26 protein-coding genes are annotated in these 26,044 nt (G+C 51.7%); 15 read left to right on the top strand and 11 right to left on the bottom strand.

The window, feature by feature from the left end; all coding sequences use genetic code 11:
* The first annotated feature begins 35 nt into the window (after positions 1-35).
* The 5 genes from MET42_RS0103070 (at position 36) to MET42_RS0103050 (ending at position 2,414) form a co-directional block, all read left to right on the top strand.
* Positions 36-1,073, top strand: a complete 1,038-nt coding sequence (locus tag MET42_RS0103070; RefSeq protein WP_232411252.1) for a DUF4344 domain-containing metallopeptidase — start codon at positions 36-38, stop codon at positions 1,071-1,073.
* Between the two features lie 129 nt (positions 1,074-1,202).
* Positions 1,203-1,466 (top strand): hypothetical protein, encoded by a 264-nt coding sequence (locus tag MET42_RS0103065; RefSeq protein ID WP_019881292.1) that lies wholly within the window; start codon positions 1,203-1,205, stop codon positions 1,464-1,466.
* 14 nt (positions 1,467-1,480) lie between these two features.
* Entirely contained in the window at positions 1,481-1,756 is a 276-nt protein-coding gene (locus MET42_RS0103060) for a plasmid stabilization protein (protein ID WP_019881291.1), read from the top strand.
* A gap of 78 nt (positions 1,757-1,834) precedes the next feature.
* A complete protein-coding gene (locus tag MET42_RS0103055) occupies positions 1,835-2,053 on the top strand; it encodes a hypothetical protein (RefSeq protein ID WP_019915208.1) in 219 nt (72 codons plus the stop codon).
* Positions 2,054-2,174: 121 nt separating this feature from the next.
* The gene (locus tag MET42_RS0103050) at positions 2,175-2,414 is read left to right on the top strand and encodes a GlsB/YeaQ/YmgE family stress response membrane protein (protein ID WP_019881289.1); all 240 of its coding nucleotides are present in this window, start codon (positions 2,175-2,177) and stop codon (positions 2,412-2,414) included.
* 20 nt (positions 2,415-2,434) lie between these two features.
* Here MET42_RS0103050 and MET42_RS0103045 read toward each other — a convergent pair whose 3' ends face one another.
* On the bottom strand, positions 2,435-3,859 hold the full coding sequence (locus MET42_RS0103045; RefSeq protein ID WP_019881287.1) for a diguanylate cyclase: 1,425 nt from the start codon (positions 3,857-3,859) through the stop codon (positions 2,435-2,437).
* A complete protein-coding gene (locus tag MET42_RS0103040; protein WP_232411251.1) occupies positions 3,856-4,110 on the bottom strand; it encodes an MHYT domain-containing protein in 255 nt (84 codons plus the stop codon). The genes MET42_RS0103045 and MET42_RS0103040 overlap by 4 nt, the downstream gene beginning before the upstream one ends.
* 193 nt (positions 4,111-4,303) lie before the next feature.
* Between MET42_RS0103040 and MET42_RS0103035 the strand changes: the two genes are divergently transcribed.
* Together MET42_RS0103035 and MET42_RS0103030 are read left to right on the top strand one after the other, a co-directional pair.
* Positions 4,304-5,044, top strand: a complete 741-nt coding sequence (locus tag MET42_RS0103035; RefSeq protein ID WP_029512304.1) for a molybdopterin-binding protein — start codon at positions 4,304-4,306, stop codon at positions 5,042-5,044.
* Between the two features lie 6 nt (positions 5,045-5,050).
* Complete coding sequence (locus tag MET42_RS0103030; RefSeq protein WP_081624275.1) at positions 5,051-5,329, top strand: YkgJ family cysteine cluster protein; 279 nt, start codon at positions 5,051-5,053, stop codon at positions 5,327-5,329.
* On the opposite strand, the gene lgt is transcribed toward MET42_RS0103030, so the two are convergent.
* The 5 genes from lgt to MET42_RS0103005 all read right to left on the bottom strand — a co-directional run bounded on the left by lgt (position 5,326) and on the right by MET42_RS0103005 (position 13,414).
* Complete coding sequence (lgt, locus tag MET42_RS0103025) at positions 5,326-6,117, bottom strand: prolipoprotein diacylglyceryl transferase (RefSeq protein ID WP_019881282.1); 792 nt, start codon at positions 6,115-6,117, stop codon at positions 5,326-5,328. The genes MET42_RS0103030 and lgt overlap by 4 nt on opposite strands.
* Positions 6,118-6,162: 45 nt before the next feature.
* Positions 6,163-7,437 (bottom strand): MFS transporter, encoded by a 1,275-nt coding sequence (locus MET42_RS0103020; protein WP_019881281.1) that lies wholly within the window; start codon positions 7,435-7,437, stop codon positions 6,163-6,165.
* Between the two features lie 113 nt (positions 7,438-7,550).
* Positions 7,551-9,002, bottom strand: a complete 1,452-nt coding sequence (locus MET42_RS0103015) for an efflux transporter outer membrane subunit (RefSeq protein ID WP_019881280.1) — start codon at positions 9,000-9,002, stop codon at positions 7,551-7,553.
* Between the two features lie 8 nt (positions 9,003-9,010).
* Complete coding sequence (locus MET42_RS0103010) at positions 9,011-12,145, bottom strand: efflux RND transporter permease subunit (protein ID WP_019881279.1); 3,135 nt, start codon at positions 12,143-12,145, stop codon at positions 9,011-9,013.
* A 102-nt stretch (positions 12,146-12,247) separates the two neighbouring features.
* The gene (locus MET42_RS0103005) at positions 12,248-13,414 is read right to left on the bottom strand and encodes an efflux RND transporter periplasmic adaptor subunit (RefSeq protein ID WP_019881277.1); all 1,167 of its coding nucleotides are present in this window, start codon (positions 13,412-13,414) and stop codon (positions 12,248-12,250) included.
* A 198-nt stretch (positions 13,415-13,612) separates the two neighbouring features.
* Here MET42_RS0103005 and MET42_RS0103000 point away from each other — a divergent pair, with 198 nt between their 5' ends.
* The 8 genes from MET42_RS0103000 (at position 13,613) to MET42_RS0102965 (ending at position 22,349) form a co-directional block, all read left to right on the top strand.
* A complete protein-coding gene (locus MET42_RS0103000) occupies positions 13,613-14,239 on the top strand; it encodes a TetR family transcriptional regulator (protein ID WP_019881275.1) in 627 nt (208 codons plus the stop codon).
* A gap of 80 nt (positions 14,240-14,319) precedes the next feature.
* Positions 14,320-15,348, top strand: coding sequence for a tRNA dihydrouridine synthase DusB (dusB, locus tag MET42_RS0102995; protein ID WP_019881274.1), 1,029 nt, complete (start codon positions 14,320-14,322; stop codon positions 15,346-15,348).
* Positions 15,348-15,584: a helix-turn-helix domain-containing protein gene (locus MET42_RS0102990; RefSeq protein ID WP_019881273.1), complete on the top strand. Its 237-nt coding sequence runs from the start codon at positions 15,348-15,350 to the stop codon at positions 15,582-15,584. The genes dusB and MET42_RS0102990 overlap by 1 nt, the downstream gene beginning before the upstream one ends.
* Positions 15,585-15,660: 76 nt before the next feature.
* Positions 15,661-17,265 carry a bifunctional phosphoribosylaminoimidazolecarboxamide formyltransferase/IMP cyclohydrolase gene (purH, locus tag MET42_RS0102985; protein WP_019881271.1) on the top strand — a complete coding sequence of 535 codons (1,605 nt, stop codon included), beginning with the start codon at positions 15,661-15,663 and terminating at the stop codon, positions 17,263-17,265.
* 106 nt (positions 17,266-17,371) lie between these two features.
* Complete coding sequence (purD, locus tag MET42_RS0102980; protein ID WP_019881270.1) at positions 17,372-18,640, top strand: phosphoribosylamine--glycine ligase; 1,269 nt, start codon at positions 17,372-17,374, stop codon at positions 18,638-18,640.
* Positions 18,641-18,661: 21 nt separating this feature from the next.
* Entirely contained in the window at positions 18,662-19,576 is a 915-nt protein-coding gene (gene hemF, locus MET42_RS0102975; RefSeq protein ID WP_019881268.1) for an oxygen-dependent coproporphyrinogen oxidase, read from the top strand.
* Between the two features lie 2 nt (positions 19,577-19,578).
* The gene (locus tag MET42_RS0102970) at positions 19,579-20,883 is read left to right on the top strand and encodes a M18 family aminopeptidase (protein WP_019881267.1); all 1,305 of its coding nucleotides are present in this window, start codon (positions 19,579-19,581) and stop codon (positions 20,881-20,883) included.
* Between the two features lie 68 nt (positions 20,884-20,951).
* A complete protein-coding gene (locus tag MET42_RS0102965; protein WP_019881266.1) occupies positions 20,952-22,349 on the top strand; it encodes an amino acid permease in 1,398 nt (465 codons plus the stop codon).
* 64 nt (positions 22,350-22,413) lie between these two features.
* Here the strand turns inward: MET42_RS0102965 and MET42_RS0102960 are convergent, their stop codons facing one another.
* The 4 genes from MET42_RS0102960 to MET42_RS0102945 form a co-directional block, all read right to left on the bottom strand.
* The gene (locus MET42_RS0102960; RefSeq protein ID WP_019881265.1) at positions 22,414-22,737 is read right to left on the bottom strand and encodes a c-type cytochrome; all 324 of its coding nucleotides are present in this window, start codon (positions 22,735-22,737) and stop codon (positions 22,414-22,416) included.
* Positions 22,738-22,941: 204 nt separating this feature from the next.
* Positions 22,942-23,877: a D-hexose-6-phosphate mutarotase gene (locus tag MET42_RS0102955; protein WP_019881264.1), complete on the bottom strand. Its 936-nt coding sequence runs from the start codon at positions 23,875-23,877 to the stop codon at positions 22,942-22,944.
* Positions 23,877-25,733, bottom strand: coding sequence for a dihydroxy-acid dehydratase (ilvD, locus tag MET42_RS0102950; protein WP_024929381.1), 1,857 nt, complete (start codon positions 25,731-25,733; stop codon positions 23,877-23,879). Before ilvD ends, MET42_RS0102955 begins: the two co-directional genes overlap by 1 nt.
* 111 nt (positions 25,734-25,844) lie before the next feature.
* Positions 25,845-26,039, bottom strand: coding sequence for a YbdD/YjiX family protein (locus tag MET42_RS0102945; protein ID WP_019881262.1), 195 nt, complete (start codon positions 26,037-26,039; stop codon positions 25,845-25,847).
* Positions 26,040-26,044 lie beyond the last annotated feature (5 nt).

Raw genomic sequence — 26,044 nt, 5'->3', positions numbered from 1 at the left:
TTATTCATACTAAAATAAAAACTGAGGAGCAGCAATTGAACAATTTAGTCAGAATTTTATTAGTCACAGTAATACTAATTTCTACTAAAGCAGTTGCTCAGGTTACAGTTTCACCTGTAATGGCCCTTGATCAACAAGTAAGTAATTTCGTTGTTAATGCTAAATCAATGCAAGTCATTCCGCTCCCCACTAGCGGCTCTCTACAGGACTCTTATCGCATAAAGATTGATGCTACGAATGCAGTTTACAAAGATATAACTGCCTACATTCTAGACCAAAGAAATTTGTTGATGTATCAGTCTGGCCAAGCATTCTCTGGGCTTGGTTATCAAAAAGCGATCGCACCTTTTATAATCCAAGGCTCAATTCCATTCACAGGCCCGAAATTTTTAATTCTAGATAATCGATATGCGTCAATCATTGCGAAAAAAGTCAATATTACGATTGAAGCAAAACTGCTACTAACTTCAAGTCAACAGCAAAAAACTCAGCAAAGCTTTGAAGCGCTTTATACGGGCTTAAAGAAAAAATTAATTTTTCCTGACTTTAATATACGCGTTGAGCCATGCGGACAAATCAATGCGTTCTCCGACTCATTTGGTAGTGGGGATATACACTACTGCACAGAAACAATTAGCAATCTTGCAAGGACAAATAACGAAGGAGCCTTTACGGCAATATTCCTCCATGAGGTTGGGCATTCACTTCTGGGGTTATGGGGCGTTCCTGGTAACAACAATGAAGACATTGCAGATGAATTTGCAACATATGTATTAATGTCTAGCGGCCCCAATGGATACGCCTTATTAAATCGCTCACTCGAGTTCTGGCAAGGTCGCGACTCTTTGGCTGAAATACAAAACATGCTGACATCCGGTGACAGACACTCACTTTCAGTGCAACGAATAAGAAACATTAAAGAAAATATGCAAAGAGGCGAAGCATTCATCAAACGATGGAATACTCTGATATATCCCCATGCAACTGAAGAAACGCTATATGCAATCATAAAGAATCCATCGTATGGCGATGACGTTGCTCTTGCAGAAAAAGTAATTAGCGAGAGAAAGTAACGGTAAGCGCATTTTAAAAACGTTCAGACACGTTGGCCGATTAACTGCTGGGGGGACTTTTGTTAATAAAACGACCAACACTAAACTTGCTGTACAATATGATTAATCGCACGATTAAGGATGCTAATAATGCAACAACTCACAGCAAATGATTTAAAAACCAAAGGCATTGCCGCGATTGAAGCTTCATTGGAAGGACAAACAGAAGTGGTTGTTTCTGTGCGCGGTAAGGATAAATATGTGGTGATGGATTTGGCGCAATATCACTATTTACGCGAGTGTGAATTGGAAGCTGCATTGGCTGAAAGCCGTGCCAACCTGGCTGAAGGTAAATTTGTGAAAGAGTCTGCTGAGGCACATTTAACTCGCTTGGACAATGTCAACCAGCCTTAACAGCGGCGACCTCTGTGACTTTCAATTTAGTTTTTACCGAGCAATACAATAAACGTGCCGCCCGTTTTTTAAAACGCCACCCAGAGTTGCGTGCGCAATACTTAAAGACATTACAGTTACTTGAGATGAATCCGCATCATCCGTCACTCAGGCTGCATCCCTTGAATGGTAAATTAACTGGCTTGCACTCTGTGTCTATCAATCTGTCTTATCGCATCACGTTAGAACTGATCATTCAGGATGCAGAAATCATTCCTGTTAATGTCGGTGACCATGATGCTGTCTATTGAAGCAGTGCACTAGCAAAGCGCACATTAATGCACGCCATATGTTAAGGTAATACATCCATCACACACAGGGGACTCGCGATGAAATCGTCGCTTATGATTGGTATTATTTTGATAGCACTTGGTACGGCCGGATTAGTGTTCAAAGGCTTTAGTTACGAGAGCAAAGAAACCGTGGCTAAAATCGGCTCGTTAGAAGCCAGTGCGGAAATCACTAAAGATGTCGAGATTTCGCAAGCACTCAGCATCATCGTCCTCGTGGCCGGTGTGGCAATGGTGCTGGTTGGCCTGAAAAAATAACGCTGGCCAATCACTCAAGTTTGCCAGTCTTTTCTGACAGACTTTTACTGCGCCCGCTGACAGATCACACCAGAAGTTCTGGTTAGCATACGATTTCATCACAACAACAAGGGAGATTCACATGCTTTGGACGATTGTAGTTGGCATTATTGCAGGTTGGTTGGCCGGTTTGATTATGAAGGGCGATGGTTTTGGCCTGATCTGGGATTTGATTTTGGGCATCGCCGGTGCAGTCGTTGGCGGCTGGCTGTTTGGCTTGCTTGGCCTCAGTGCCAGCGGCGGCATGGTGGGTAGTATTATCGTGGCCACCATCGGCGCAGTGTTCCTGATTTTCATTTCACGCTTGCTCAGGTCCGCCTAGACGCATCACGCAGTACCAGACTAAATGCTGGAAAAGACTACTTTTCCAGCATTGCCTTTTTTAGCCAGATACATGGCGGCATCTGCCTTTTCAAGCAAGGCCTCAATCTCTTCTTTTTTCCGTGGCCATGCAAATGCCACACCTATGCTGCAACCCACCGTGATTTCCTGCCCGGATTGAAAGCGGATCGGCTGTTGAATGGATTCGATCAGTTTCTCTGCAATCCTGGTGGCCAGGACGCGCGGATGGTCAGTAAATGTGAGCAGAATCACAAACTCGTCACCCCCAAACCGGCACACCATATCATCTTCACGTAATACTTTTGGGATACGTTGCGACACCGTAATCAAGACTTCATCCCCTGCCGCATGCCCCAGCGTATCATTGACTGACTTAAAGCCGTCTAAATCCAGAAACAGCAAGATCATGCCACGGCTGACGTTGTGTGCGTGGGCGCCACTGGCAATACCGCGCATCAGGCTCAGCAGGCCACGCCGGTTAAACAATCCGGTCAATGGATCTTCGGTCAGCAGTTTTTCCAGCGCATTTTGCTGCGTGTGAAACGCCGTCATATCCATCAGAAAGCTGATGCAAAAATTCGACTCATATTCCATGACCCGCGTCAGCGCAATCCTGAGCGGGATTTCATGGCCATCAGCATGAAATCCATGACGTTCCGCCACAATTTTTTCAGAAGTATCTTGCTGCCTGCGTTTTCTGGCATAGGCATTTAATTGTTTCCAGTCGGGAATCATTTTTGAGATATGTTTACCGATAATTAACTGTGCCTGGTAGCCAAACATGCCTTCAAACGCGCGATTGACCATTTTGATAAACCCTTTGGCATCGGTAATCACAATGGCATCAATCGCGTTTTGAAAGATGACCCGCATTTGGTGTTCCTTGAACTGCAAATCGCGGGCAAGCTGGCGCTGCCGGGCAAGCATATTTTGCGCAATAGCGGCGCCGATCAAGATCATCGTCCCCAAGGTCACCAGCGTCGACAAATACCAGCGATCTACCGTCGGCACGGGCCGGGCAAACTCGGCGATCCCCACGAATGATGCAGCCGCCATCCCGATGTAATGCATAATCGTAATGGCCGCGCCCATCACCAGCCCGCTGACGACATGACGCCAGGCACGCAACCGTTGCAATTGTTCACATTGCTGGCCAAACCATAATGCAAGCACCGCAAGCAACACGGCAGACACCACAGAAATCAGGACCCACCATGGTTTGAATGTCATAGTCGCGGCGGTACGTATGGCCAACATGCCGCTGTAGTGCATGATACCAATCCCCAGTCCAATAATCATGCCGCTTAACCATAAATGCTTGACGCCTTTTTCAGCGCGTGAGATCCAGCGCATGGCAGCCCAGGAAGCGACAAAAGCAGGCCAGATAGAGAGTAAAGTGATGAGCGGATCGTATTTAACGGTCACGCAAAGCTCGAAGCCAGCATACCGAGGAAGTGCATGCTCCAGACCGCCGCGCCTAATACCGTGGCACCGCTCAATAGCGCAATTTTCTGATCTCTTTTTAACTGGAATTGGGGGGCCAAGTCAGCCAGGTACATGGCCAATATAGAAGCTATTGCAGCAATGAAATAAGACAACACCACCATCCATCCCTCGTAACGGGACAGAATGAGAGAACCTGCTGGACTCACAACTTCAAACAAAAAGTTCGTCAATTGCTGGTATCCAATCACGCATGGTGACTTTATCAGGGTGTGGAGCGCGGATCGATTACCGTACCTGAGCGCTCACGGCTGGCGCTAATTGAATTTAGTGTGCATGCATCACAGTGACATAAATTTAAAAGCGCTCACTGGTATTATGATGACCTTGAAAAACACTTTCAAAACACATTTACGCAAATTAACCATGAATCAGTTCGGCATTTATATCATTGGCGATGAAATCCTGTCCGGCAAACGCCAGGATGCGCATCTTGGCAAAGTGATTTCGCTGTTGTCAGCCCGCGGTTTGCAATTGAGTTGGGCACATTTTATTGGTGATATACCCGACCAGATCACCAGTCACCTCAAAGCCAGTATGGCTCGCGGTGATGTCGTGTTCAGTTTTGGCGGTATTGGTGCCACGCCGGATGACCATACGCGACAATGTGCGGCCGCGGCCGCAGGCGTGGCGATTGAGCGCCATGCAGGCGCCGTTGCCAATATCGAGGCGCAGTATGGCGCAGGCGCTTACCCTAAACGGGTGCTGATGGCCGACTTTCCACAAGGCTGCGACTTGATTCCCAACCCAATTAATCGCGTGGCCGGATTCAGCCTGAATCAGCATTACTTTGTGCCGGGCTTTCCTGAAATGGCCCACCCCATGGTGGAATGGGTACTCGAGACGTATTACAGCGATCTGTTTCATACGGCAGACTACCTGGAACAAGCCATTGTGGTCACCGAGGCGGGGGAAAGTGACCTGATTGATTTAATGCACCAGATGTTAAGCCAGTATCCCATGCTGAAATTGTTCAGCCTGCCGCGCACCAATCAGCGCCGCACCACTGAGGTCGGCATGAAAGGGCAAAGTGCATTGGTCAAACAGGCCATGCAAGACCTGAAAGCTGGCGTGTCGGCGCTTGGCTACCCCTGGGTAGAGGTATAAATCGCGATGGATTGCCGCCCACAATGCGGTGCATGTTGTATTGCACCATCCATTACCAGTGCGATCCCCGGTATGCCTGATGGTAAACCGGCGGGGGTGGCCTGCATTCAACTGGACGAATTATTCCGGTGCAAACTGTTTGGTCAACCCGAGCGCCCGGATTTTTGTGGCGGCTTGCAACCCAGCCTGGAAATGTGCGGCGATGCCGAACAGCCGCGTGAATATGCCATACGCTGGCTGAGTGCACTAGAATTGGCGACCCAGCCAGAGACGCCTGGCCATTAGGGTTTACGGTAGGCCCAGCGCATCATGCCCAGCCCGACCAGGATCATGGGCACGCATAACCACTGCCCCATACTCAGGCCCAGAGACAGCAACCCTAGAAAGCTGTCCGGTTCACGGGTGAATTCGACAATAAAACGGAAGCTGCCATAACAGAGCAGGAACAAGGCAGAGATTGCGCCGATGGGGCGTTTTTTACCCGCGAACGTCCATAACACCAGGAACAACACAATGCCCTCCAGCGCAAATTCATACAACTGCGACGGATGGCGGGCCACCTGGTCCACCGCAGGAAACACCATGCCCCAATCGGCGTTGGTCGGACGCCCCCATAACTCGGCATTGATAAAATTACCCAGTCGCCCCGCGCCAAGGCCAATCGGCACTAAAGGCGCCACAAAATCCATCAGTTGCAACCAAATCACGCCACGTTTGCGCGCAAACAGCGCCATTGCCACCATTACGCCAATAAAGCCGCCGTGAAACGACATACCGCCCTGCCACAAGGCAAAAATCTCTAGCGGATGTTGCAGAAAATAAGCCGGTTGATAAAACAGCACATAGCCCAAACGACCACCAAACACCACACCCAGCGCAATATAAAACAGCATATCGTCCGGGTCGCGTTCCTGCCAGGGAGAGGCTGAATCCAGCTTGCGCAAGCGCTTGACCTGGTATTGCCCCAGCCACAAGCCGCCAAAAAAGCCGACCAGGTACATCAGGCCATACCAATGAATGCCGAAACTGCCAATTTGCAATGCGATGGGGTTAAAGCCCGGATGGGTAAACATGCCGTATCACCGTGAAAAAAACTGCATTATACCTGCTCGCCACGCCTACGCAGTGACGTCTTGCAGCGCGGCAGGCGATGTCATTCGCCACACCGCTAACAGGCTGATAAGCGCCATCAGCGACATATAGGCGCCCACCCAGGGTAAGCCTCCCTGCTGCACCAGGGATTGCGCAATCGCTGGCGCAAAAGACGCGCCTAAAATACCGCCCAACTGGTAACTCAGGCCGGCACCACTATAGCGCACGGCTACCGGGAACTGCTCGGGCAAAAATGCGCCCATGGGGGCGAACGTCACCCCCATCAAAAACAACGCTGAGAATAAAAACAGCAATATCCATAACCAATCGCCGCTCCCCAACAGTGGCGACAGCGCAAAGCCCAGCAACAGTGCCAGCACTTGCCCGCACATCAGCACCGGGCGCCTGCCAACACGGTCTGCCCACCAGGCCGCAAGCGGTGTCGCGAGTGCCATGCCGATGACGGCCACGCATAACAAACTCAAAAACACTGGCCGCGCGATATGCAGGGTCTGTGTGCCATAGCTCAGGCAAAACACCGTTGCCGTGTAAAACAGGTGATAACACACGCCCATGGCCAGCGCCCCCAATACAATGGCGCGCCCATGTTGCAGCAACAAGGCTTTCAACGGCCAGCGGTGTAAATGCTGTGCGGACTGCGCCTGTGCAAATACCGGCGTTTCAGCCAGTTTAAACCTGACATATAAGCCCACCATCACCAGCGCCGCGCTGATGATAAACGGCACACGCCAACCCCATTGTTCAAACTGGGCTTCGCTCAGGCCAAGACTCAGGGCTAGAAATGTCAACGTGGCCAGCAGAAAACCGATCGACGGCCCCAGTTGCGGAAACATTCCATACCAGCCCCGCTTGTTCGCAGGCGCGTACTCGGTGGCCAGCAAGGCCGCCCCCGCCCACTCGCCCCCCAGGCCGATACCTTGTGCGAACCTGAGCAAGCAAAGCACGACTGGCGCCCAGACGCCCCAGCTGGCATAGCCTGGTAGCAGACCAATCAAAAAGGTGGCGCTCCCCATTACCAGCAAAGAAGCGGCCAGTGTTGACTTACGGCCAATACGGTCACCAAAGTGACCAAATAATAATGCGCCTACCGGCCGCGCAATAAAAGCCAGGCCAAAGGTGAGCAGCGCATTCAGCGATTGTATGGCCGGATCACTGGCAGGAAAAAATACCTGCCCGATCACCAGCGCAGCGGCCATGGCATAAATATAAAAATCGTAAAACTCGATGGCGGTGCCGATAAAGCTGGCAAAGGCAATATGCTTTAATGAAGGTGTCGTCATGCCGGCATCTTAAGGCTGTCGCCAGGTTTTGCCTAGCCAATAAAAAACCGGGGTAACGATCTCTCGTTACCCCGGCTAGCTCACACATACTCAAAGAATGACTGTTTAGGACATTATTTTTTAGCCTCAGCCTCGGCAGTGACACTTTCAGGCTTCCAGCCACCGCCCAGAGCCTTGAACAGGTCCACCGACGCGGTCAGCGTATTCTGGCGGCTCTGCACCACAGCCTGCGTAGCCTCATTATGGTTACGCTGTGCATCCAGCACTTCCAGGTAGCTGGTATAGCCTGCCTCATAGCGGTTTTTCGCCACGCGCAGAATATTGCCAGTGGTTTTTTCCTTGGACTCGGCCAAGGCTTCTTGCTCACGGTATTGTTGCGCATTCACCAGTGCATCGCTAACTTCGGTAAACGCGGTTTGCAAGGTGTTCTGATAAGTTGCCAGCACTTGTTTTTGCTGCGCTGTCGCCTGATCCAGACGTGCATTCAAGCGGCCGCCGTTGAAAATCGGCATACTGATATCCAAACCAAGTGACCAGACACGTGCAGGCGATTTCAGCAAGTTATTCAGCGCGATACTTTCACCACCATAAGTGGTGGATAGCGAGATACTTGGGTAAAACGCCGCGCGTGCCACGGCAATATTGGCATTGGCTGACACCATGTCCTGCTCTGCCTGGCGCACGTCCGGCCGGGCTTCCATCAGTGCTGAAGGCAGACCGGTTGGTGCGACTGGAGGGGTTGGCATCGCCATCAGGTCACCCGCCGCGATTTTCAGACCAAGATCATTGGTCAGCAAACCAATCTGATGCTCACTCAAAGCGCGCAAGCGCTTCAATTCCAGCGTCTGCGTTTGCAGCGTGGTGACGACCAGCTCCGCCTGATGTGCGTCCAGAATGGTAGACACGCCACCTTCCACCCGACGTTTGGCCAGGTCCAGGCTGTCCTGTGCGGTTTTCAGGTTTTGCGTATTGACCAGCAATTGCGCATCCAAACTGCGTATCATCAGATAGTGATTGGCCACCAGGCTGGACAATGACCAAGTCACCGCCTCTTTGGCATAACGCGTTGCCAACAGCTGCGCACGCGCAGCTTCATTGGCACGGCGCAGTTTGCCCCACAGGTCCAGCTCATAACTGCCGTTCAAACCGACTTTGTAGGTTTTACGCGGGTTGTTGCCAAACACCGGGAACACACCGGACTCGGTGACACGGTTGCGTAAACCGGAACCTGTTGCGGTGACGGTAGGCAACAGGTTGGCGCCAATCTCACGCATTTGGGCATCGGCCTCTTCAATGCGTGCCACAGCCAGTTGCACGTTATTGTTTTTGGCCAGCGCAGCGTCTACCAACTGGTTTAACTGGCTGTCATTAAACAGTGTCCACCATTGCTGCAACGCCAGTTGCTGCTCGGTACTGAGTGCGTCAGCACCCGCAGCGCCATATTGAGCTGGCAACTGCGGTGCAGGACGCGAATACAAATCACCCAGCATCTGGCAACCGGTCATGGACAAGGTCAACAACCCCAGCAGCAATGATCGCTGTAACGGTTTTAATGCAATTTTCATTGTCGGTTTCATACCGATTCCTCTTCTACAATGTGCCCATGGTGACGAACCTTTTTCTCATTGGTCAACCAGGTAAAGAATAACGGGATAAAGATGGTGGCAATAAACGTTGCCAGCAACATACCGCCAAACACACCAGTACCCATAGACTGACGGGCTGCCGCACCTGCCCCGGTCGCGAATACCAGCGGGATAATCCCCAGCATAAACGCCATCGACGTCATCACGATCGGTCTGAAACGCAGACGGGCTGCTTCCAGTGCAGCTTCAGCCAACGGCATGCCTTCTTCCATTTTCTGTGACGCAAATTCCACAATCAGGATGGCGTTTTTCGCCGCCAGGCCGATCAGGGTAATCAAGCCAATCTGGAAGTAGATATCGTTGTTCATGCCACGTGTCAGCACGGCAATCAACGCACCTGTCATCGCAAATGGAATCGCCATAATCACTGCCAATGGCAATGCCCAGGTCTCAAACTGCGCGGCCAGGATCAGGAACACCATAATGGTCGCGAAGGCAAAGGCTACCAGCGCAGCGGAACCAGTACGATTTTCCTGGTAGGCTTGGCCAGTCCAGGCAATCTGGTAGCCATCCGGCAGGTTTTCCTTGGCAATTTTTTCCACCAGTTTGATCGCATCACCCGAGCTCACGCCAGGCGCACCGCTACCAAACACTTTGGCAGACAGCAGGCCGTTGTAGCGCTCAAGTTGCTCGGCACCAACAATATTGCTGACCTTCGCCAATGCCGACATAGGCACCATATTGCCGTCCGGATTTTCGGCCGTTGGCTGGCTACGTACATACACTTTGCCTAAGTCTTCCGGCTTCATGCGGTACTCAGCCTCCGCTTGCAACTGCACGCGGTAGGTACGGCCACTACGGTTAAAGTCGTTGACGTAGAGCGACCCCATGGTACTTTGCAAGGTGGCATAAATATCCGCAATTTTCACGTTTTGTGACAGCGCTTTGGCTTCATCGACCTCAATAAACAACTGAGGCACGGTCGGCCGGAAGAAGCTGTTAATACCGGTCAATTGCGGGCTCGCACGCATCGCATCCATAAAGTTATTCATGACCTGCGCCAACTTGATCGGATCGGTATCGCCATGGCTTTGTACATACACTTCAAAACCACCGGCAGAACCCAAGCCACGAATCGCAGGCGGGTTCACGGCAAAGCTCAAGCCATCTGGCTGGCTCATGCCGATGCCAATCAATTTACCCACCATTTGGTCAGCATTGGTGGTACGTTGATCCCAGTCTGTCATACGCACAAACATGGTCGCAGCATTGGTTTTGTTCGCGCCTGTCAGCAATTCAAAGCCGTTCACCGCAAACTCATGCGCCGTTGCCGGATCTTTAGCGATAGTCGCACGGATGTTTTCCGTGGTTTGTGACGTACGCTTCAAGGTTGCGCCATCGGGCATCACGACGATACTGATCACATAGCCCTGATCCTCTGGTGGTACAAACCCACCCGGTACTGCACGGAACAGGAAAATCATGACCACTACCATGGCACCGAACACTACGGCACCAATAATCTTGTGATGCAGGGTCAGGTTAACGGTACCGGTGTACAGGTTGGTCAAGCGGCTAAAGCCACGGTTAAATTTCCTGAAAAAGGCATTTTCATGGTGGCCATTTTTCAAAATCATGGCACACAGGGCTGGCGTCAGCGTCAACGCTACCACGCCTGAAATCACCACAGAAATGGCCACCGTGACCGCAAACTGGCGATACAACTCACCGGCGATACCACCCTGGAAAGCCACCGGCACGAACACCGCACACAACACCAGCACAATCGCCACCACCGCCGCTTGTACCTGAGCGATAGACTTGATTGCCGCATGTAAAGGATTGAGGTTTTCTTCCTTCATCAAGCGTTCGGTGTTTTCCAGCACCACAATCGCATCATCCACCACGATACCAATCGCCAGAATCATGGCAAACAGCGTCAGCAGGTTGATTGAGAATCCAAACAGATAGAGGCCGGCAAACGTACCAACAATCGAAATTGGCACGGCAATCATCGGAATCAAGGTCGCGCGCCAGCTCTGCAGGAACAGGAACACCACCAGCACCACCAGGATCAGCGCTTCACCAAAGGTATGAAACACTTCCTTGATGGTGGCTTTCACAAAGTCACTGGTGTCGTAAGGAATGTTGTAATCCATGCCTTCCGGGAACTTCAGCTTCAGTTCGTCCACTTTGGCCTTGATGGCTTCGGCAGTTTCCAGCGCATTGGCGCCGCTTTGCAAGAAGATAGGTAACGCTACACCAGGCTGCCCATTCAGTGCAGAAGCCACGTTATAGGTTTGTGCGCCCAACTCAATACGCGCCACATCCTTCAGGCGCAGGACGCCGTTAGGGCCTTGCGCACGGATAATGATATTACCAAACTCTTCAGGCTCAATTAAGCGCCCTTTAGCCGTTACCGTAAACGCCAACTGCTGATTAGGCGTGGCAGGCTCGGCACCAATTTTACCGGCAGCATACTGCGCGTTTTGTGCGCCGATGGCGGCAGAAATATCACTGGTAGACACACCCAGCTGCGCCATACGGTCAGGGCGCAACCAGACGCGCATGGAGTAATCCTGGCCACCAAAAATAGTGACATCGCCCACGCCTTTGATGCGCTTGAACTCATCCAGCACATTCAGCGTGGCGTAGTTACTCAAGAACAAACGGTCATGTTCTTTTTTCTTGGAGATCAGCATCACCACCAACAGAATATCGTTGGAGCGCTTTTGCACCACGACACCGGTTCTGCGTACATCTTCCGGCAAACGCGGCAAAGCAATGTTAACGCGGTTGCTGACGTTAAAAGTCGCCTGGTCAACATTGGTGCCAATATCAAACGTGGCGGTAATGGTTAAAGTACCGCTACTGTCAGAACTGGAGTTAAAGTACAGCAGGTTTTCCACCCCGCTTAACTGCTCTTCAATCGGTGCTGCCACGGTTTTAGACAGTGTTTCAGCACTGGCACCAGGATAGCTGGCCGTAATCAGCACAGTTGGCGGCGCAATTTGCGGATATTGCGCAATCGGCAATTTAAATGCCGCTGCCAACCCTGCCAACACGATGATGATAGACAGCACGCTGGCAAAAATCGGCCGTGTGATAAAAAATCGGGTCATATCGTTTTCCCTGAGACGGGCCTGAATATTGAACTCAGGCCCCAGATAACATGATTAAATCAAAAACAAACTAAGCATTTAGCAAATAAGGCTATGGCCAAATTAGCTTTTAGCTGGCGCGGCAGGTGCAGCATCTGCCGCATGCGGCGCCACAGGCGCACCCGGACGGACTTTGATCAGGTTATCAACAATCACCTGGTCACCGGCTTTCAAGCCATCAAGTACGATCCAGCGATCATTGAACCAGCCACCCGCCACGATAGGACGCACAGCCGCGACGGTTTTGCCTTCCTTGTCTTTTTCGGCCACAAAGATAAATTTACCTTGTTGACCAGTCAGCACCGCTGTTTGCGGAATCAGGAAGACACCATCGCGCTTGCCTGTGATCAAACGCACGCGGACAAACTGCCCTGGCAACAATGCACGGTCAGGGTTCTGGAACTCGGCCCGCAGTTGTTGCGTGCCTAATGCCGGATCGATTTGGCTGGCAGAAAAGTTAATTTTGCCTGATTGTGGATACTCGCTGTTGTCAGCCAGAATCAGTCTCACATCCTGCACACGGCCTGGGCTCAAATGGCCGCCCAACGCCAGCAAGTCAGACTCAGACAAACTGAAGCGCACCCAAATTGGCGACACTTGCACGATGGTACTGAGCAAACTGGTATTCGCATTCACCAGCGCACCTTCGGATAATACAAAACGACCCGCTATACCACTTTCAGGCGCTTTAACATGGGTGTATGACAGGTTTAACTCCGCTTCACGCAGTTGCGCCTGATATTGCAACAAGGTCGCAGAAGCGACAGTGTTATCAGAAGCCGCGTTATCATATTCACGCTGGCTGATGGATTTAGTTTCCAGCAAGCCTTTTAAACGCAGCGCTTCACGTGCAGTTTGTTCGATACGGGCTTTTTGCTGTGCAATCAGAGCCCTGGCTTGTTCAACTTGCAGTTGGAAAGGCACCGGGTCAATCAGGAACATATCCTGACCGGCTTTCACCGACTCCCCTTCTTGATACAAACGTTTCAAGACAATACCGCCCACACGTGGACGGACTTCAATTTGTTTGGCACCCTCGGTTTGCGCCACGACTTCGGTTTGCACCGGCACCGTTTCTGCCGTGACTGTTTGAGCAGTCACTGGCATGGCTGGCATACCGCCCGCCGCAGGGGTTTGTTCGTTGGATGATTTTCCGCAAGCACTCAGTACAACGCCCAAAGCAAGCACAAGCAGCGTACGACGAGGCTGGATAGTCTGTGAAATCAACATGTTATCCTCTAAAAATTTTTAAAATAGACTTGATTACATACAATCTTGGATGTATATTATATACAAACACGAATGTATGTAAATGGGTTTTGCAAAAAATTTGCCGTACAAGCTGCCAAAAACGAGTTAGCGGTCACAACTGGTAAAATACACAACCTACAAGAAACTTTAATGAATATGAAAGAGCGATAGAAACTTATGGTACGTAAAACCAAAGAGGATGCCGCAATCACCCGCCAGCGCATTATTGATGCTGCGCGAGAAATGTTCCTGCAAAAGGGCGTCAGTCGCACCAGCCTGGAACAAATTGCCACACACGCCAGCGTGACACGGGGCGCCGTCTACTGGCACTTTCAAAATAAAGCTGAACTGTTTCACGCGATGCGCGAAGAGGTCTATCTCCCTCTGATTGACCGCATGGACGATACCCTGCTCGGCAATAGCGAGGAAGCCAATAGTGACCCGCTGGGCCGTATCCGCAAATATATGGCAAGCACCATTCTCATTCTGGACGATGACCCAACCACACGCGCAACCTATGAAGTCATGATGACTAAGTGCGAATATGTCGATGAGTTTGCCGATGTATTGAAATCAATTTTAAGTAACTGTAGCGGACTGGTGCACAAAATGGAACAGGCTTATGCCAAAGCCCAGGAAATTGGCCAGGTCAGCATTCAGCTGACCGCCGCCGAACTTGCCATGGACTCGCATCTGTTTTTCTCCGGCCTGCTGCATATGTGGGTGAAAGACACCGAAGGCACTTTATTTCGTGACCACGCCTTGCAACTCATAGACACACATATCAAGCTGCGTAAAAAATAAGCAAAAATTCCCGTTTACGGATTCCCTGATCCACGATTTGCAGTTAAAATAGTCGGTCTTTTCACTGATTTATCAATCACATGCAAATCGGCCCACACATACTGAAAAACAATCTGGTTGTCGCACCCATGGCGGGCGTGACCGACAGGCCTTTCCGTATGCTGTGCAAAAAAATGGGCGCCGGATTGGCCGTGTCGGAGATGGTCACATCCAACTCCTTATTGTATGGCAGTGAAAAAACCAAACGCCGCGCCAACCACGAAGGCGAAGTCAGTCCGATTTCTGTACAGATTGCAGGGGCCGAACCAGCCATGATGGCCGAAGCCGCCAGACACAACGTCGACAATGGCGCACAAATCATCGACATCAACATGGGCTGTCCGGCCAAAAAAATCTGTAACGTGATGGCAGGTTCTGCCCTGCTGCGTGACGAGCCATTGGTCTCACAGATCCTCAGGGCGGTGGTCAATGCCGTTGATGTACCGGTGACCCTCAAAATCCGCACCGGCTGGGACAGACAAAACAAAAACGCGATCCAGATCGCCAGAATGGCCGAGGATCTTGGCGTGCAGGCACTGACTATTCATGGCCGCACCCGTAACGATCTTTATCATGGCGACGCAGAATACGATACGATTGCTGCCGTCAAACAGGCAATCAACATTCCATTGATTGCTAACGGTGACATCACCACGCCAGAAAAAGCCAAATTTGTGCTCGACTACACCAAAGCCGATGCGGTGATGATTGGCCGCGCCGCACAAGGCCGTCCATGGATTTTCCGCGAAACAGAGCATTTCCTGAACACCGGCGAACATATGCTGGCACCCACTGTAGATGAAATTCACCAGGTGATGCTGGAGCATTTGCATGACCTGTATGACTTCTACGGCGACCTCACCGGCATGCGCGTCGCCCGCAAGCATATTTCCTGGTATACCAAAGGCTTGTCAGGCTCGGCTGCTTTCCGCCACAACATGAATACGCTGCAAACCATAGAATTACAATTACAAGCTATTAACGACTTTTTTGCCGAACTCAAAGCGAAGAATGACCGACTGGTCTATGTCGACAACGAGGAGAACGGTGATGAGGAGTTGGCAGCATAATGCAAAACGACAGTAAATTGAGTCTCGCTGTGCGCGAGTCACTGGACGACTATTTCACGCATCTCGATGGGCAACCGCCACACGCGATCTACGACATGGTGCTGGGTTGTGTCGAAAAACCCATGCTGGAATACGTATTAAACAAGGTCGGTGGCAACCAGAGTAAAGCTGCAGACATGATGGGCATTAACCGCAATACCCTGAGAAAAAAAATGGCCGCCTACGGTCTGGAATAAACTACACCGGGCCTGATGACATTTCATCATCAGGCCTTTTCATTTTCTTTATCACGCAATTCCACTCAAATTCATTATGACGATTAAACGCGCGCTTATCAGTGTTTCCGATAAAACCGGTGTGCTTGAACTGGCACAATCCCTGCACCAGCTTGGTGTAGAAATTCTTTCTACTGGCGGCACCGCCAAACTGTTCCGTGACAACAATATCCCCGTGAAGGAAGTCAGTGACTTTACCGGCTTCCCGGAAATGCTGGATGGCCGCGTCAAAACCTTGCACCCGAAAGTACACGGCGGTCTACTGGGTCGTCGCGATTTACCTGAACATGTAGCGGCCATGCAGCAATATGGCATTGAAAACATCGACCTGCTGGCAGTGAACCTGTATCCGTTTGAAGCGACCGTTGCCAAAGCCAACTGCACATTAGAAGATGCGATTGAAAACATCGATATCGGCGGCCCGGCCATGGTGCGCTCCGCGGCTAAAAACTGGAATGACGTGGCGGTGTTGACCGATGCGGCGCAATACGCTGAAGTCGTCAATGAGCTGAAAGCCAATAACGGTACCGTCTCCAAAGCAACACGCTTTCAATTGTCTGTGGCTGCGTTTAACCGCATTGCACAATATGACGCAGCGATCAGTAACTATCTGTCCGCCATCGACTTTACTGAAACAGAATCCGCTGGCAAGCCAGTGTTGAGCCAGTTCCCTGGCCAGATGAACAGCAACTTTGTCAAAGTACAAGACCTGCGTTACGGTGAAAACAGCCACCAGCAAGCCGCGTTCTACCGCGACTTGTACCCGGCACCGGGTAGCCTGGCTACTGCGCAACAATTACAAGGTAAAGAGCTCAGTTATAACAATATCGCCGATGCCGATGCCGCCTGGGAAGCCGTAAAATCCTTCACTGGCCCGGCTTGCGTGATTGTGAAACATGCCAACCCTTGTGGCGTGGCGTTGGGCGTAAACGCACTGGAAGCCTATAGCAAGGCCTTCAAAACTGACCCGACCTCAGCCTTTGGCGGCATCATCGCTTTTAACAGCACACTGGATGGCGCAGCCGCCGAAGCCGTGTCTAAACAGTTTGTAGAAGTATTGATCGCGCCTGATTTTACGCCAGAAGCACTGGCCATTTTTACGGCCAAAGCCAATGTGCGCGTGTTGAAGATTGCTTTACCGCAAGGCGGCAATACAGCCTGGGAACAAGGCCGCAACGCGGTAGACTCCAAACGCGTAGGATCCGGCATTTTGCTGCAATCAGCAGACAATCACGATTTACAGCTGGCTGATATCAAAATCGTCACCAAGCTGCAACCGACCCCGGCACAACTGCAAGACCTGCTGTTTGCCTGGAATGTGGCCAAATATGTGAAATCCAACGCCATCGTTTTCTGTGGCAATGGCATGACCCTGGGCGTGGGCGCTGGCCAGATGAGCCGTGTCGACAGCACCAAAATCGCCGCCATCAAGGCACAAAATGCTGGTCTGAGCCTGCAAGGTTCTGTGGTCGCTTCTGATGCCTTCTTCCCGTTCCGTGACGGCGTGGATGTGCTGGCCGACGCCGGTGCCAGCTGCGTCATTCATCCAGGCGGCAGCATGCGCGACGAAGAAGTCATTGCCGCTGCTGACGAACGTGGCTTGGCCATGGTAGTGACTGGTATTCGCCACTTTAGACATTAATTCTATAGCCACAGAGGGCTCAGAGATCACAGAGAACTTCTTTAATCATGTTTTCCTCTGTGGTCTCTGTGTCCTCTGTGGCTCAAACTCAATTAGGTAATACAAAATGAAAATTTTAGTGATTGGTTCTGGCGGTCGTGAGCACGCACTGGCATGGAAAGTGACACAAAACAAAGAGGTCAGCCGTGTATATGTGGCGCCTGGTAACGCTGGCACGGCCACCAACCCGGATATGGTCAATGTGCCCATCACCAAAATTGACGAACTGGTGAAATTTGCCGAGGACGAGCAAATTGCGCTAACCATCGTTGGCCCGGAAGCACCATTATCACAAGGTGTGGTCGATGCTTTCCGCGCGGCGGATTTAAAAATCTTTGGCCCGACCAAAGCGGCAGCACAGCTGGAAAGCTCCAAAGACTTCGCCAAGGCGTTTATGGTGCGCCACAACATTCCAACCGCTAAATACCAGACCTTTAGCGATGCGACCCAGGCACATGCTTATATCGACGCCAACGGCGCACCGATTGTGATCAAGGCCGATGGCCTGGCTGCAGGTAAAGGCGTCGTGGTTGCCATGACACTGGAAGAAGCGCATACCGCGGTGGATGCCATGTTGTCAGACAACAAGCTCGGCGATGCAGGCGCTCGCGTCGTGATTGAAGAGTTTTTAACCGGCGAAGAAGCCAGCTTTATGGTCATGGTCGATGGTAAAAACATCTTGCCGCTGGCCACCAGCCAGGATCACAAGCGCCTGCTGGATGCCGACCAGGGGCCGAACACCGGCGGCATGGGCGCTTACTCGCCAGCGCCAGTGGTGACACCAGAGATTCACGCCAAAGCCATGCGCGAAATCATTGTGCCTACGGTAGAAGGCATGGCAAAAGACGGCATTCCCTATACCGGTTTCCTGTATGCCGGTTTGATGATCAGCCCCAGCGGTGAAGTCAAAACACTGGAATTCAATTGCCGCATGGGGGATCCGGAAACACAACCGATCATGATGCGACTGAAATCAGACCTGGTGGAACTGGCTGAACATGCCGTGGATGGCACACTGGACCAGGCCAAAGCCGAATGGGACTGGCGTTTTGCCTTAGGTGTCGTGATGGCGAGTGCACACTACCCTGACACACCAAGACTGGGCGACGAAATTACTGGTCTACCAAAAGACGTGCAAGACGGCCATGTGTTCCACGCTGGCACCACACTCAAAGATGGCAAGGTCGTCACCAGTGGTGGGCGCGTATTGTGTGTGACCGCATTGGGCGAAACCGTAAAATCTGCGCAGCAGCAAGCGTATAAAGTGCTGGAGCAAATCAAGTTCGACGGCGCGCAATACCGCAAAGACATTGGCTACCGCGCCATCAAGAACTAAGCACCATTAGAACTCACGACCATGACAGACCAGATCCAGCCTCAAGCCGTTTTTGATTTCCTGCAAGGCTTGCAAGCACGCATTGTAGAAGCCATAGAACTCGTTGATGGCAAAAACTTTTTGCAGGACAGTTGGCAACGGCCAGAAGGCGGTGGCGGCAACTCTTGCCTGCTAGAAGGCGGCAACGTTTTTGAACGCGCCGGTGTTGGTTTTTCACATGTGCTAGGCAATAAATTACCCCCAGCCGCCAGCGTCGCGCACCCGGAAGCGGCTGGCCGCCCATGGGAGGCCATGGGCGTTTCCCTGGTGTTCCATCCGCACAACCCCTATGTGCCGACAGTGCATATGAACGTACGCTTTTTTGTCGCCAAAGCGCAACAGGCTGGCGAACAGGATATCTGGTGGTTTGGCGGCGGCATGGACCTCACGCCTTACTATGGCTTCGAGGATGACTGCATCCACTTTCACCGCGTGAATAAAGAAGCGTTGGCACCGTTTGGCGCAGACTACTATGCCAAATTCAAAAAAGAATGCGATGCGTATTTTTATCTCAAACATCGCAAAGAACCGCGCGGCGTCGGCGGCGTATTTTTTGATGATTTCAGTGAGCTGGGATTTGACAGGAGTTTTGCCCTGCAACGTGCAATAGGCGATGCTTTTGTGAACGCCTACCTGCCGATTGTGCAACGCCGCAAAGATACGCCGTATGGTGAGCGCGAACGCGATTTCCAGGCCTATCGCCGTGGCCGTTATGTCGAATTTAACCTGATTTTTGACCGTGGCACCATTTTTGGCTTGCAATCGAATGGCCGTACTGAATCGATCCTGCTGTCTATGCCGCCGATTGTGAAGTGGCGCTACGACTGGAAGCCGGAAGCCAATAGCGCGGAAGCCAAATTGTATAGCGACTTTTTGATTGAGAAAGACTGGGTGTAAGCATGCAAGTTTCAATAGAAGCCAGACAACAAGCGCAAGCCCTGCTGGACTTTATTGATCACAGCCCCAGCCCCTGGCACGCTGTAGACACGGTAGCCAATCAACTCAAAGCGCATGGCTTTACACCGCTGCACGAGAGCGAATCCTGGCAATTTCAGGCAAGTGGAAAGTATTTTGTCATACGTGATGGCGGCTCCATCATTGCCTTTACGCTCGGCCAACAAGCGATTGCAGACAGCGGTCTCCGCATCGTTGGCGCGCATACTGACTCCCCCGGCTTGCGCCTCAAACCGCAGGCAGCTTATAGCACCGAAGGCGCGGCACAATTAGGGGTAGAGGTCTATGGCGGGCCTATTTTGGCCACGTTTACCGACCGTGATTTAAGCCTGGCCGGGCGCGTCGTGATACGTACCGCTGAAGGCCTGGACACCCGATTGGTCAGGCTGGACCAACCGCTCGCACGCCTGCCTAACCTGGCGATACACATGAACCGCGAAGTCAATGAAAAAGGCCTGGCGCTTAACAAACAAACCGGCCTGCCGTTGATCTTTGGCCATGCGGCAAATACTGCCGCAGCAAAACAATTACTGACTGAAACCCTCGCGGGCAAACTGGCCATACCAGCAGAGGCCATCGCCGGGTGGGACCTCGCACTCTATGATACCCAGCGCGGCAGTTTCTGGGGCATAGACCAAGAATTTATCGCCAATAGTCAACTGGATAACCTGGCCTCCTGCCACGCCGCACTTGAGGCGCTGATTAGCAACGAAACACCACAGTCCACGACGATTTGCGCCCTGTTCGACCACGAAGAGGTCGGCTCAGAAAGCGCCACCGGCGCCGGTGGCAGCTTTTTGCTGGATGTGATCAACCGTATTTGTTTATGCTCAGGCCTGACGCAAGAAGACCAGCTGCGCAGTTTTGCTAATAGTTTCTTCATCAGTGCCGATATGGCGCATGCGTTTCACCCGAATCATGCTGGCAGCTACGAGCCTTGTCATCATGTACACATCAATCAAGGGCCGGTGATCAAAACCAACGCCAACCAGCGCTACAGCACCAATGCCGTCACTGCCGCGCGCTTTATCCAGCTATGTGAGCAAGCACAGGTGCCGCACCAGCAATATGCACACCGCACTGACTTGGGTTGCGGCAGTACCATAGGCCCCATCATGGCGGCACAACTGGGCATTGCCACGGTAGATGTCGGTAACCCGATGTGGGCCATGCACAGCATCCGCGAAAGCGCAGGCGTGCTTGACCATCGCTATATGATTGCCACATTGCAGCAACATTACGCCAGCTAATTTCTCACCAGCATTGACGCTGGTACAACGATTGCTTTACCCTAGGCGGATAAGGGGAGAATCAATCAATGTTAGAACAATTATTGCGCAAAAAACCAATCCAACCACATGCGCACACCGGCCTGAAGAAATGTTTAACCGCCTTTGACCTGGCCTTACTAGGCATAGGCGGTGCCATCGGCACCGGCATCTTCGTACTCACCGGCATTGCCGCCGCCACGCAATCAGGACCTGCCGTTGTACTATCCTTCATTATTGCCGCCATCGCTGCGGGCTTTGCTGCCCTCTCTTATGCCGAGTTATCGTCGTCCATAGGTGGCTCTGGCAGCGCCTATGGCTATAGCTATGTGGCATTTGGTGAGTTTGCCGCCTGGATGATGGGCTGGATGCTGCTACTCGAATATGGCGTCGGTGCCGCCGCCGTAGCCAATGGCTGGTCGGGCTATTTTGTAAACACCTTGAGTAACCTCGGCTGGCAAATGCCAGAGCACCTTACCAAAGCGCCCATCCTTGGCGGCTCGATCAACCTGCCCGCCTTTGCCATTATCTGGATATTGACCTTGCTGCTCATGGTCGGCGTCAAGGAAAGTGCCCGCGCCAACAACATCATGGTGATTATCAAACTTTCCACCATTGCCATTTTCCTGGCCTTATCTGTCGGCCATATCAGCACCGCCAACTGGCAACCGTTTATGCCTTTCGGCTGGTTTGAAACGCTGGATAATGGTAAGAATATTGGCGTACTGGCAGGTGCTTCACTGGTATTTTTTGCTTACTTTGGCTTTGATGCGGTCTCTACTGCGGCGGAAGAATGCCAGCAACCGCAACGCGACCTGCCCATCGGCTTGATTGCATCGCTGACCTTTTGCACCATTATTTATATCATTGTGTCTGGCACGCTCACCGGCGTGATTCCCTACACCGAGCTCAACACGTCTTCTCCGGTGGCTTACGCGCTGACCAAGCTAGGTTATACCTGGTCCTCAACCCTGGTCGCCACTGGCGTATTGGCTGGCTTAATTACAGTATTGCTGGTGCTGCTCTATGGCCTGACCCGCATTTTATTTGCCATGAGCCGCGATGGTTTGATTTCACCCATTTTTTCAACGGTCAATCCTGAACGGCAAACCCCCAGCAAAATCATCCTGATGTGCGGTATCGTCGTCTCTATCGTCGCTGGCTTTATTCCACTGGGTGAATTGGCCGAAACCGTCAATATTGGCACCCTGGCCAGTTTTATCATGGTGTGTTTTGGCGTCATGCGCTTACGCAAAACCCACCCCGAACTTGCACGCCCGTTTAAGAATCCGTTTAACCCACTGATTCCGGTCGGCGGCATTATCTCGTGCGCGGCACTGATGTCCTTTTTACCGGCAGAGACCTGGCACCGCTTTATCTCCTGGGCCGTCATCGGCGTGATTTTTTACTTTGTTTACTCGCTGAGACATAGTAAGTTACGCGCATAACCATCGCCGCCAATAAAAAAGCCGACTAATCAGTCGGCTTTTTCGTATCACAGCAAGGCTGGAATTACAGAGACAACACCCAATCAACGATGGTTTTGATGTCTTCGTCTTTCACTTGTGGGCTGTTTGCAGGCATAGGGATATTACCCCAAACACCAGCACCACCTTTTTTCACTTTTTCAATCAGCTTGGCTTCAGCCGTTTTGTCGCCTTTGTATTTTGCTGCAACATCTTTGTATGCAGGGCCTAATACTTTGGCATCAACACTATGACATGCCAGGCAACCACTTTTTTGTGCCAGTGCTTTAGCTGCAGCGGCGTCAACAGCGTGTGCTGAACCTGCCATCAACAAAGTCGCTGCTGCGATTGCGGATAATAAAACTTTCATGCGATCTCCTTGAATATCCTCTAAACAAATAGAACCCCGTAATGCAATTCTCATGCATGTGGCATATTACCTGACCAGACAAAATCCACAATAGAAAAACCGTTAAAACCAACGGTGATTCACATAATTTCAACCGGTTTGGCGTTTTGCCAACAAGCTAAAAACGCACGTGCAACGCTACGGTTGACACGCGTCACAATAACGTTACAAGGTCTCGATCGAGTATTCAGCACTGAGGACATGTTTACGTCCCGGGTTAATCACCACCATGTTATCCATGGCGTTGGTCGTTTCCACACAAATGGTTTTACGCCACTCTTCGCCGACACCCATATCGCCCATAGCGCCGGCTTTTTCGGCACCTGGATTCCACACTACCGTGGTATCACTGCCAGATTTGGAGACATGGATAATACGGTTGAAGCCGCTGTCATGAATGGCACAATCAGAACTGTGATGCACATAGACACGGTCATACTCTTTACCGTCAAATGTCAGTGCATTGTGCTCCACGTTGCGCTCGTACTTGAGTAACTTATCCAGGTAGACCAGGTCTTGCATGCCAGTGATTTTAACGTTCGATAAATCGCTGACATTAAAGTAAGTGTGAAACGCTTCACTGATCACAAACGGATGTTCCGCCAGGTTGGTGGTGGCCAGGTCAATACGCAAACGGCGACCGATAGTGATCGTCAAGGTCAGTTCATAGGGGTAAGACAGTTGACGCTGGGCTTCTGGGGTTTGCTGCATTTCGAGAATAATGCGCGTGGCACCGGTAGGCGTCGCGTCAATATCCATTACGCGCCAGGGAATTACGCGCGCAAAGCCGTGCGGACACAGCGTGCTGTCAGTGGGGTGTGCGCCAAACCATGGCCAGCAGATAGGTGTACCACCACGAATGGAACGACCTTTAACATAGCGCGCATTGCTGGAGAGCCATAACACCGGGTTCGCCAGAAACTTGGGTTGCCACTGCATGACATGCGCGCCTTGCAAGGCAATCTTGCCGGTCGCCAGCGGGTTATCAATTTCCAAATACTGCAAACCATTTTCGTCCTGCCATTGGGTGACATGCGCGTGCAAAGTCATGCGCTTGGTCATTTCCATACTGTTGGCCAGGATACTACATTCGTCGCTCATTACTTCCCTCTCTCAATCTGCGCTACATCACGCACCGCACCTTTGGCAGCGCTGGTACTCATGGCGGCATAGGCGCGCAAAGCTGGCGAAACAACACGCTCACGATTCAATGGCTTCCAGGCATCCCGGCCTTTGGCATCCATCTGGCCGCGGCGATGTGCCATTTCCTCGTCACTAATCACCAGGTGTATCGTCCGGTTCGGGATATCGATCTCGATGGCATCGCCTTCTTGCACCAGGCCAATCGCACCACCTTCAGCCGCTTCCGGCGACGCATGACCGATACTCAAACCGGAGGTCCCGCCTGAAAAACGGCCATCCGTAAGCAAGGCACAAGCTTTGCCCAGGCCTTTGGATTTCAGGTACGAAGTGGGGTACAGCATCTCTTGCATGCCAGGCCCACCGCGTGGACCTTCATAACGAATCACCACCACATCACCGGCGACGATTTCATCATTCAAAATGCTTTCTACTGCGGCATCCTGACTCTCGAACACACGGGCGCGGCCGTTAAATTTAAGAATGCTGTCATCCACACCTGCCGTTTTGACAATACAGCCATCCAGTGCAATATTGCCGTAGAGCACGGCCAAACCACCATCTTGTGAGTAAGCATGCGCTTTGTTACGGATGCAACCATTTTCGCGGTCATCATCCAGCTCAGGCCATAACATACTCTGGCTAAAGGCAATCGTGGTCGCAACGCCACCAGGCGCGGCACGGAAAAACTTTTTCACTTCTTCATCTTGCGTGGTCACGATATCCCATTTGGCCAGCGCATCGCCCATACTAGGACTATGAACGGTTGGCACATCAGTATGGATGACACCGGCACGATTGAGTTCCGCTAAAATGCCCATCACACCACCGGCACGATGCACATCTTCCATATGATATTTGCTGGTTGCCGGGGCAACTTTAGACACGCAAGGCACCTGGCGTGAAATACGGTCTATGTCTTTCATGGTGAAATCCACACCCGCTTCATGCGCAGCGGCCAGCAAATGCAGCACAGTATTGGTTGAACCGCCCATGGCCACATCCAGGCTCATGGCATTTTCAAACGCCTGCATGGTCGCAATACTACGCGGCAATACGCTGTAATCATCTTGCTCGTAATGGCGCTTGGCCAGTTCTACAATCAGGCGGCCTGCCTGCAAAAACAACTGCTTACGCGCTGCATGCGTCGCCAGCGTAGAACCGTTACCTGGCAAACTTAAGCCCAGTGCCTCGGTCAGGCAGTTCATGGAGTTAGCGGTAAACATACCTGAACAGGAACCACAGGTAGGACAGGCAGAGCGCTCAATCTCAGCTACTTCAGCATCGCTGACATGGCTATCAGCCGCTTCTACCATGGCATCAACCAGGTCCAGCTTGCGCACATTGCCCTGCCAGTTCACTTTACCAGCTTCCATCGGGCCGCCAGACACGAACACTACCGGGATATTCAAGCGTAGTGCCGCCATCAGCATGCCGGGGGTGATTTTGTCACAGTTGGAAATACACACCAGCGCATCAGCACAGTGGGCGTTGACCATGTATTCCACGCTGTCAGCAATCAGGTCACGGCTAGGCAAGCTATACAGCATGCCGCTATGGCCCATGGCAATACCGTCATCCACGGCAATGGTATTAAATTCTTTGGCAACCCCGCCCGCCTTCTCGATCTCACGGGCGACCAGTTGGCCCATATCCTTTAAATGGACATGACCCGGCACAAATTGCGTGAACGAGTTGGCCACCGCAATAATCGGTTTGGAGAAGTCTTCATCTTTCATACCGGTGGCACGCCACAACGCGCGAGCACCAGCCATGTTACGACCTTGCGTGGTCGTGTGAGAACGGTATTTAGGCATGAGAAACACTAGGATTGTCGTTAAAATCTTATTTTAACTGAATCCGCAGCCGCATGCGCGCCTGAAACAGGTTTGTTACATTCAGGTGAACAAGCGATGCCTTATGCACTGCTAGCAGCAGCGCTTAATCCCGGTCCACTTTTGGTCTTGCCACTGCTTGAAGAATTCGGCGCGTGAAAGCGGCGCATGCGCTTCTGGCTGCCCGGCATGCGTGCCTGCATAATGGGCCAGATAACGCTCATAAGCATCATCCCCAGAGAGCTGGCGTACCCGCTGCCAGACTTGCTTTAACCAATACGTACGCATTTCGC

This window comes from Methylophilus sp. 42, from assembly GCF_000384155.1.
In the GTDB taxonomy this organism is placed as follows: Bacteria; Pseudomonadota; Gammaproteobacteria; order Burkholderiales; family Methylophilaceae; genus Methylophilus.
Note: the sequence above shows the minus strand (reverse complement) of the source record. Positions and strands in the feature narration are given on the sequence as shown.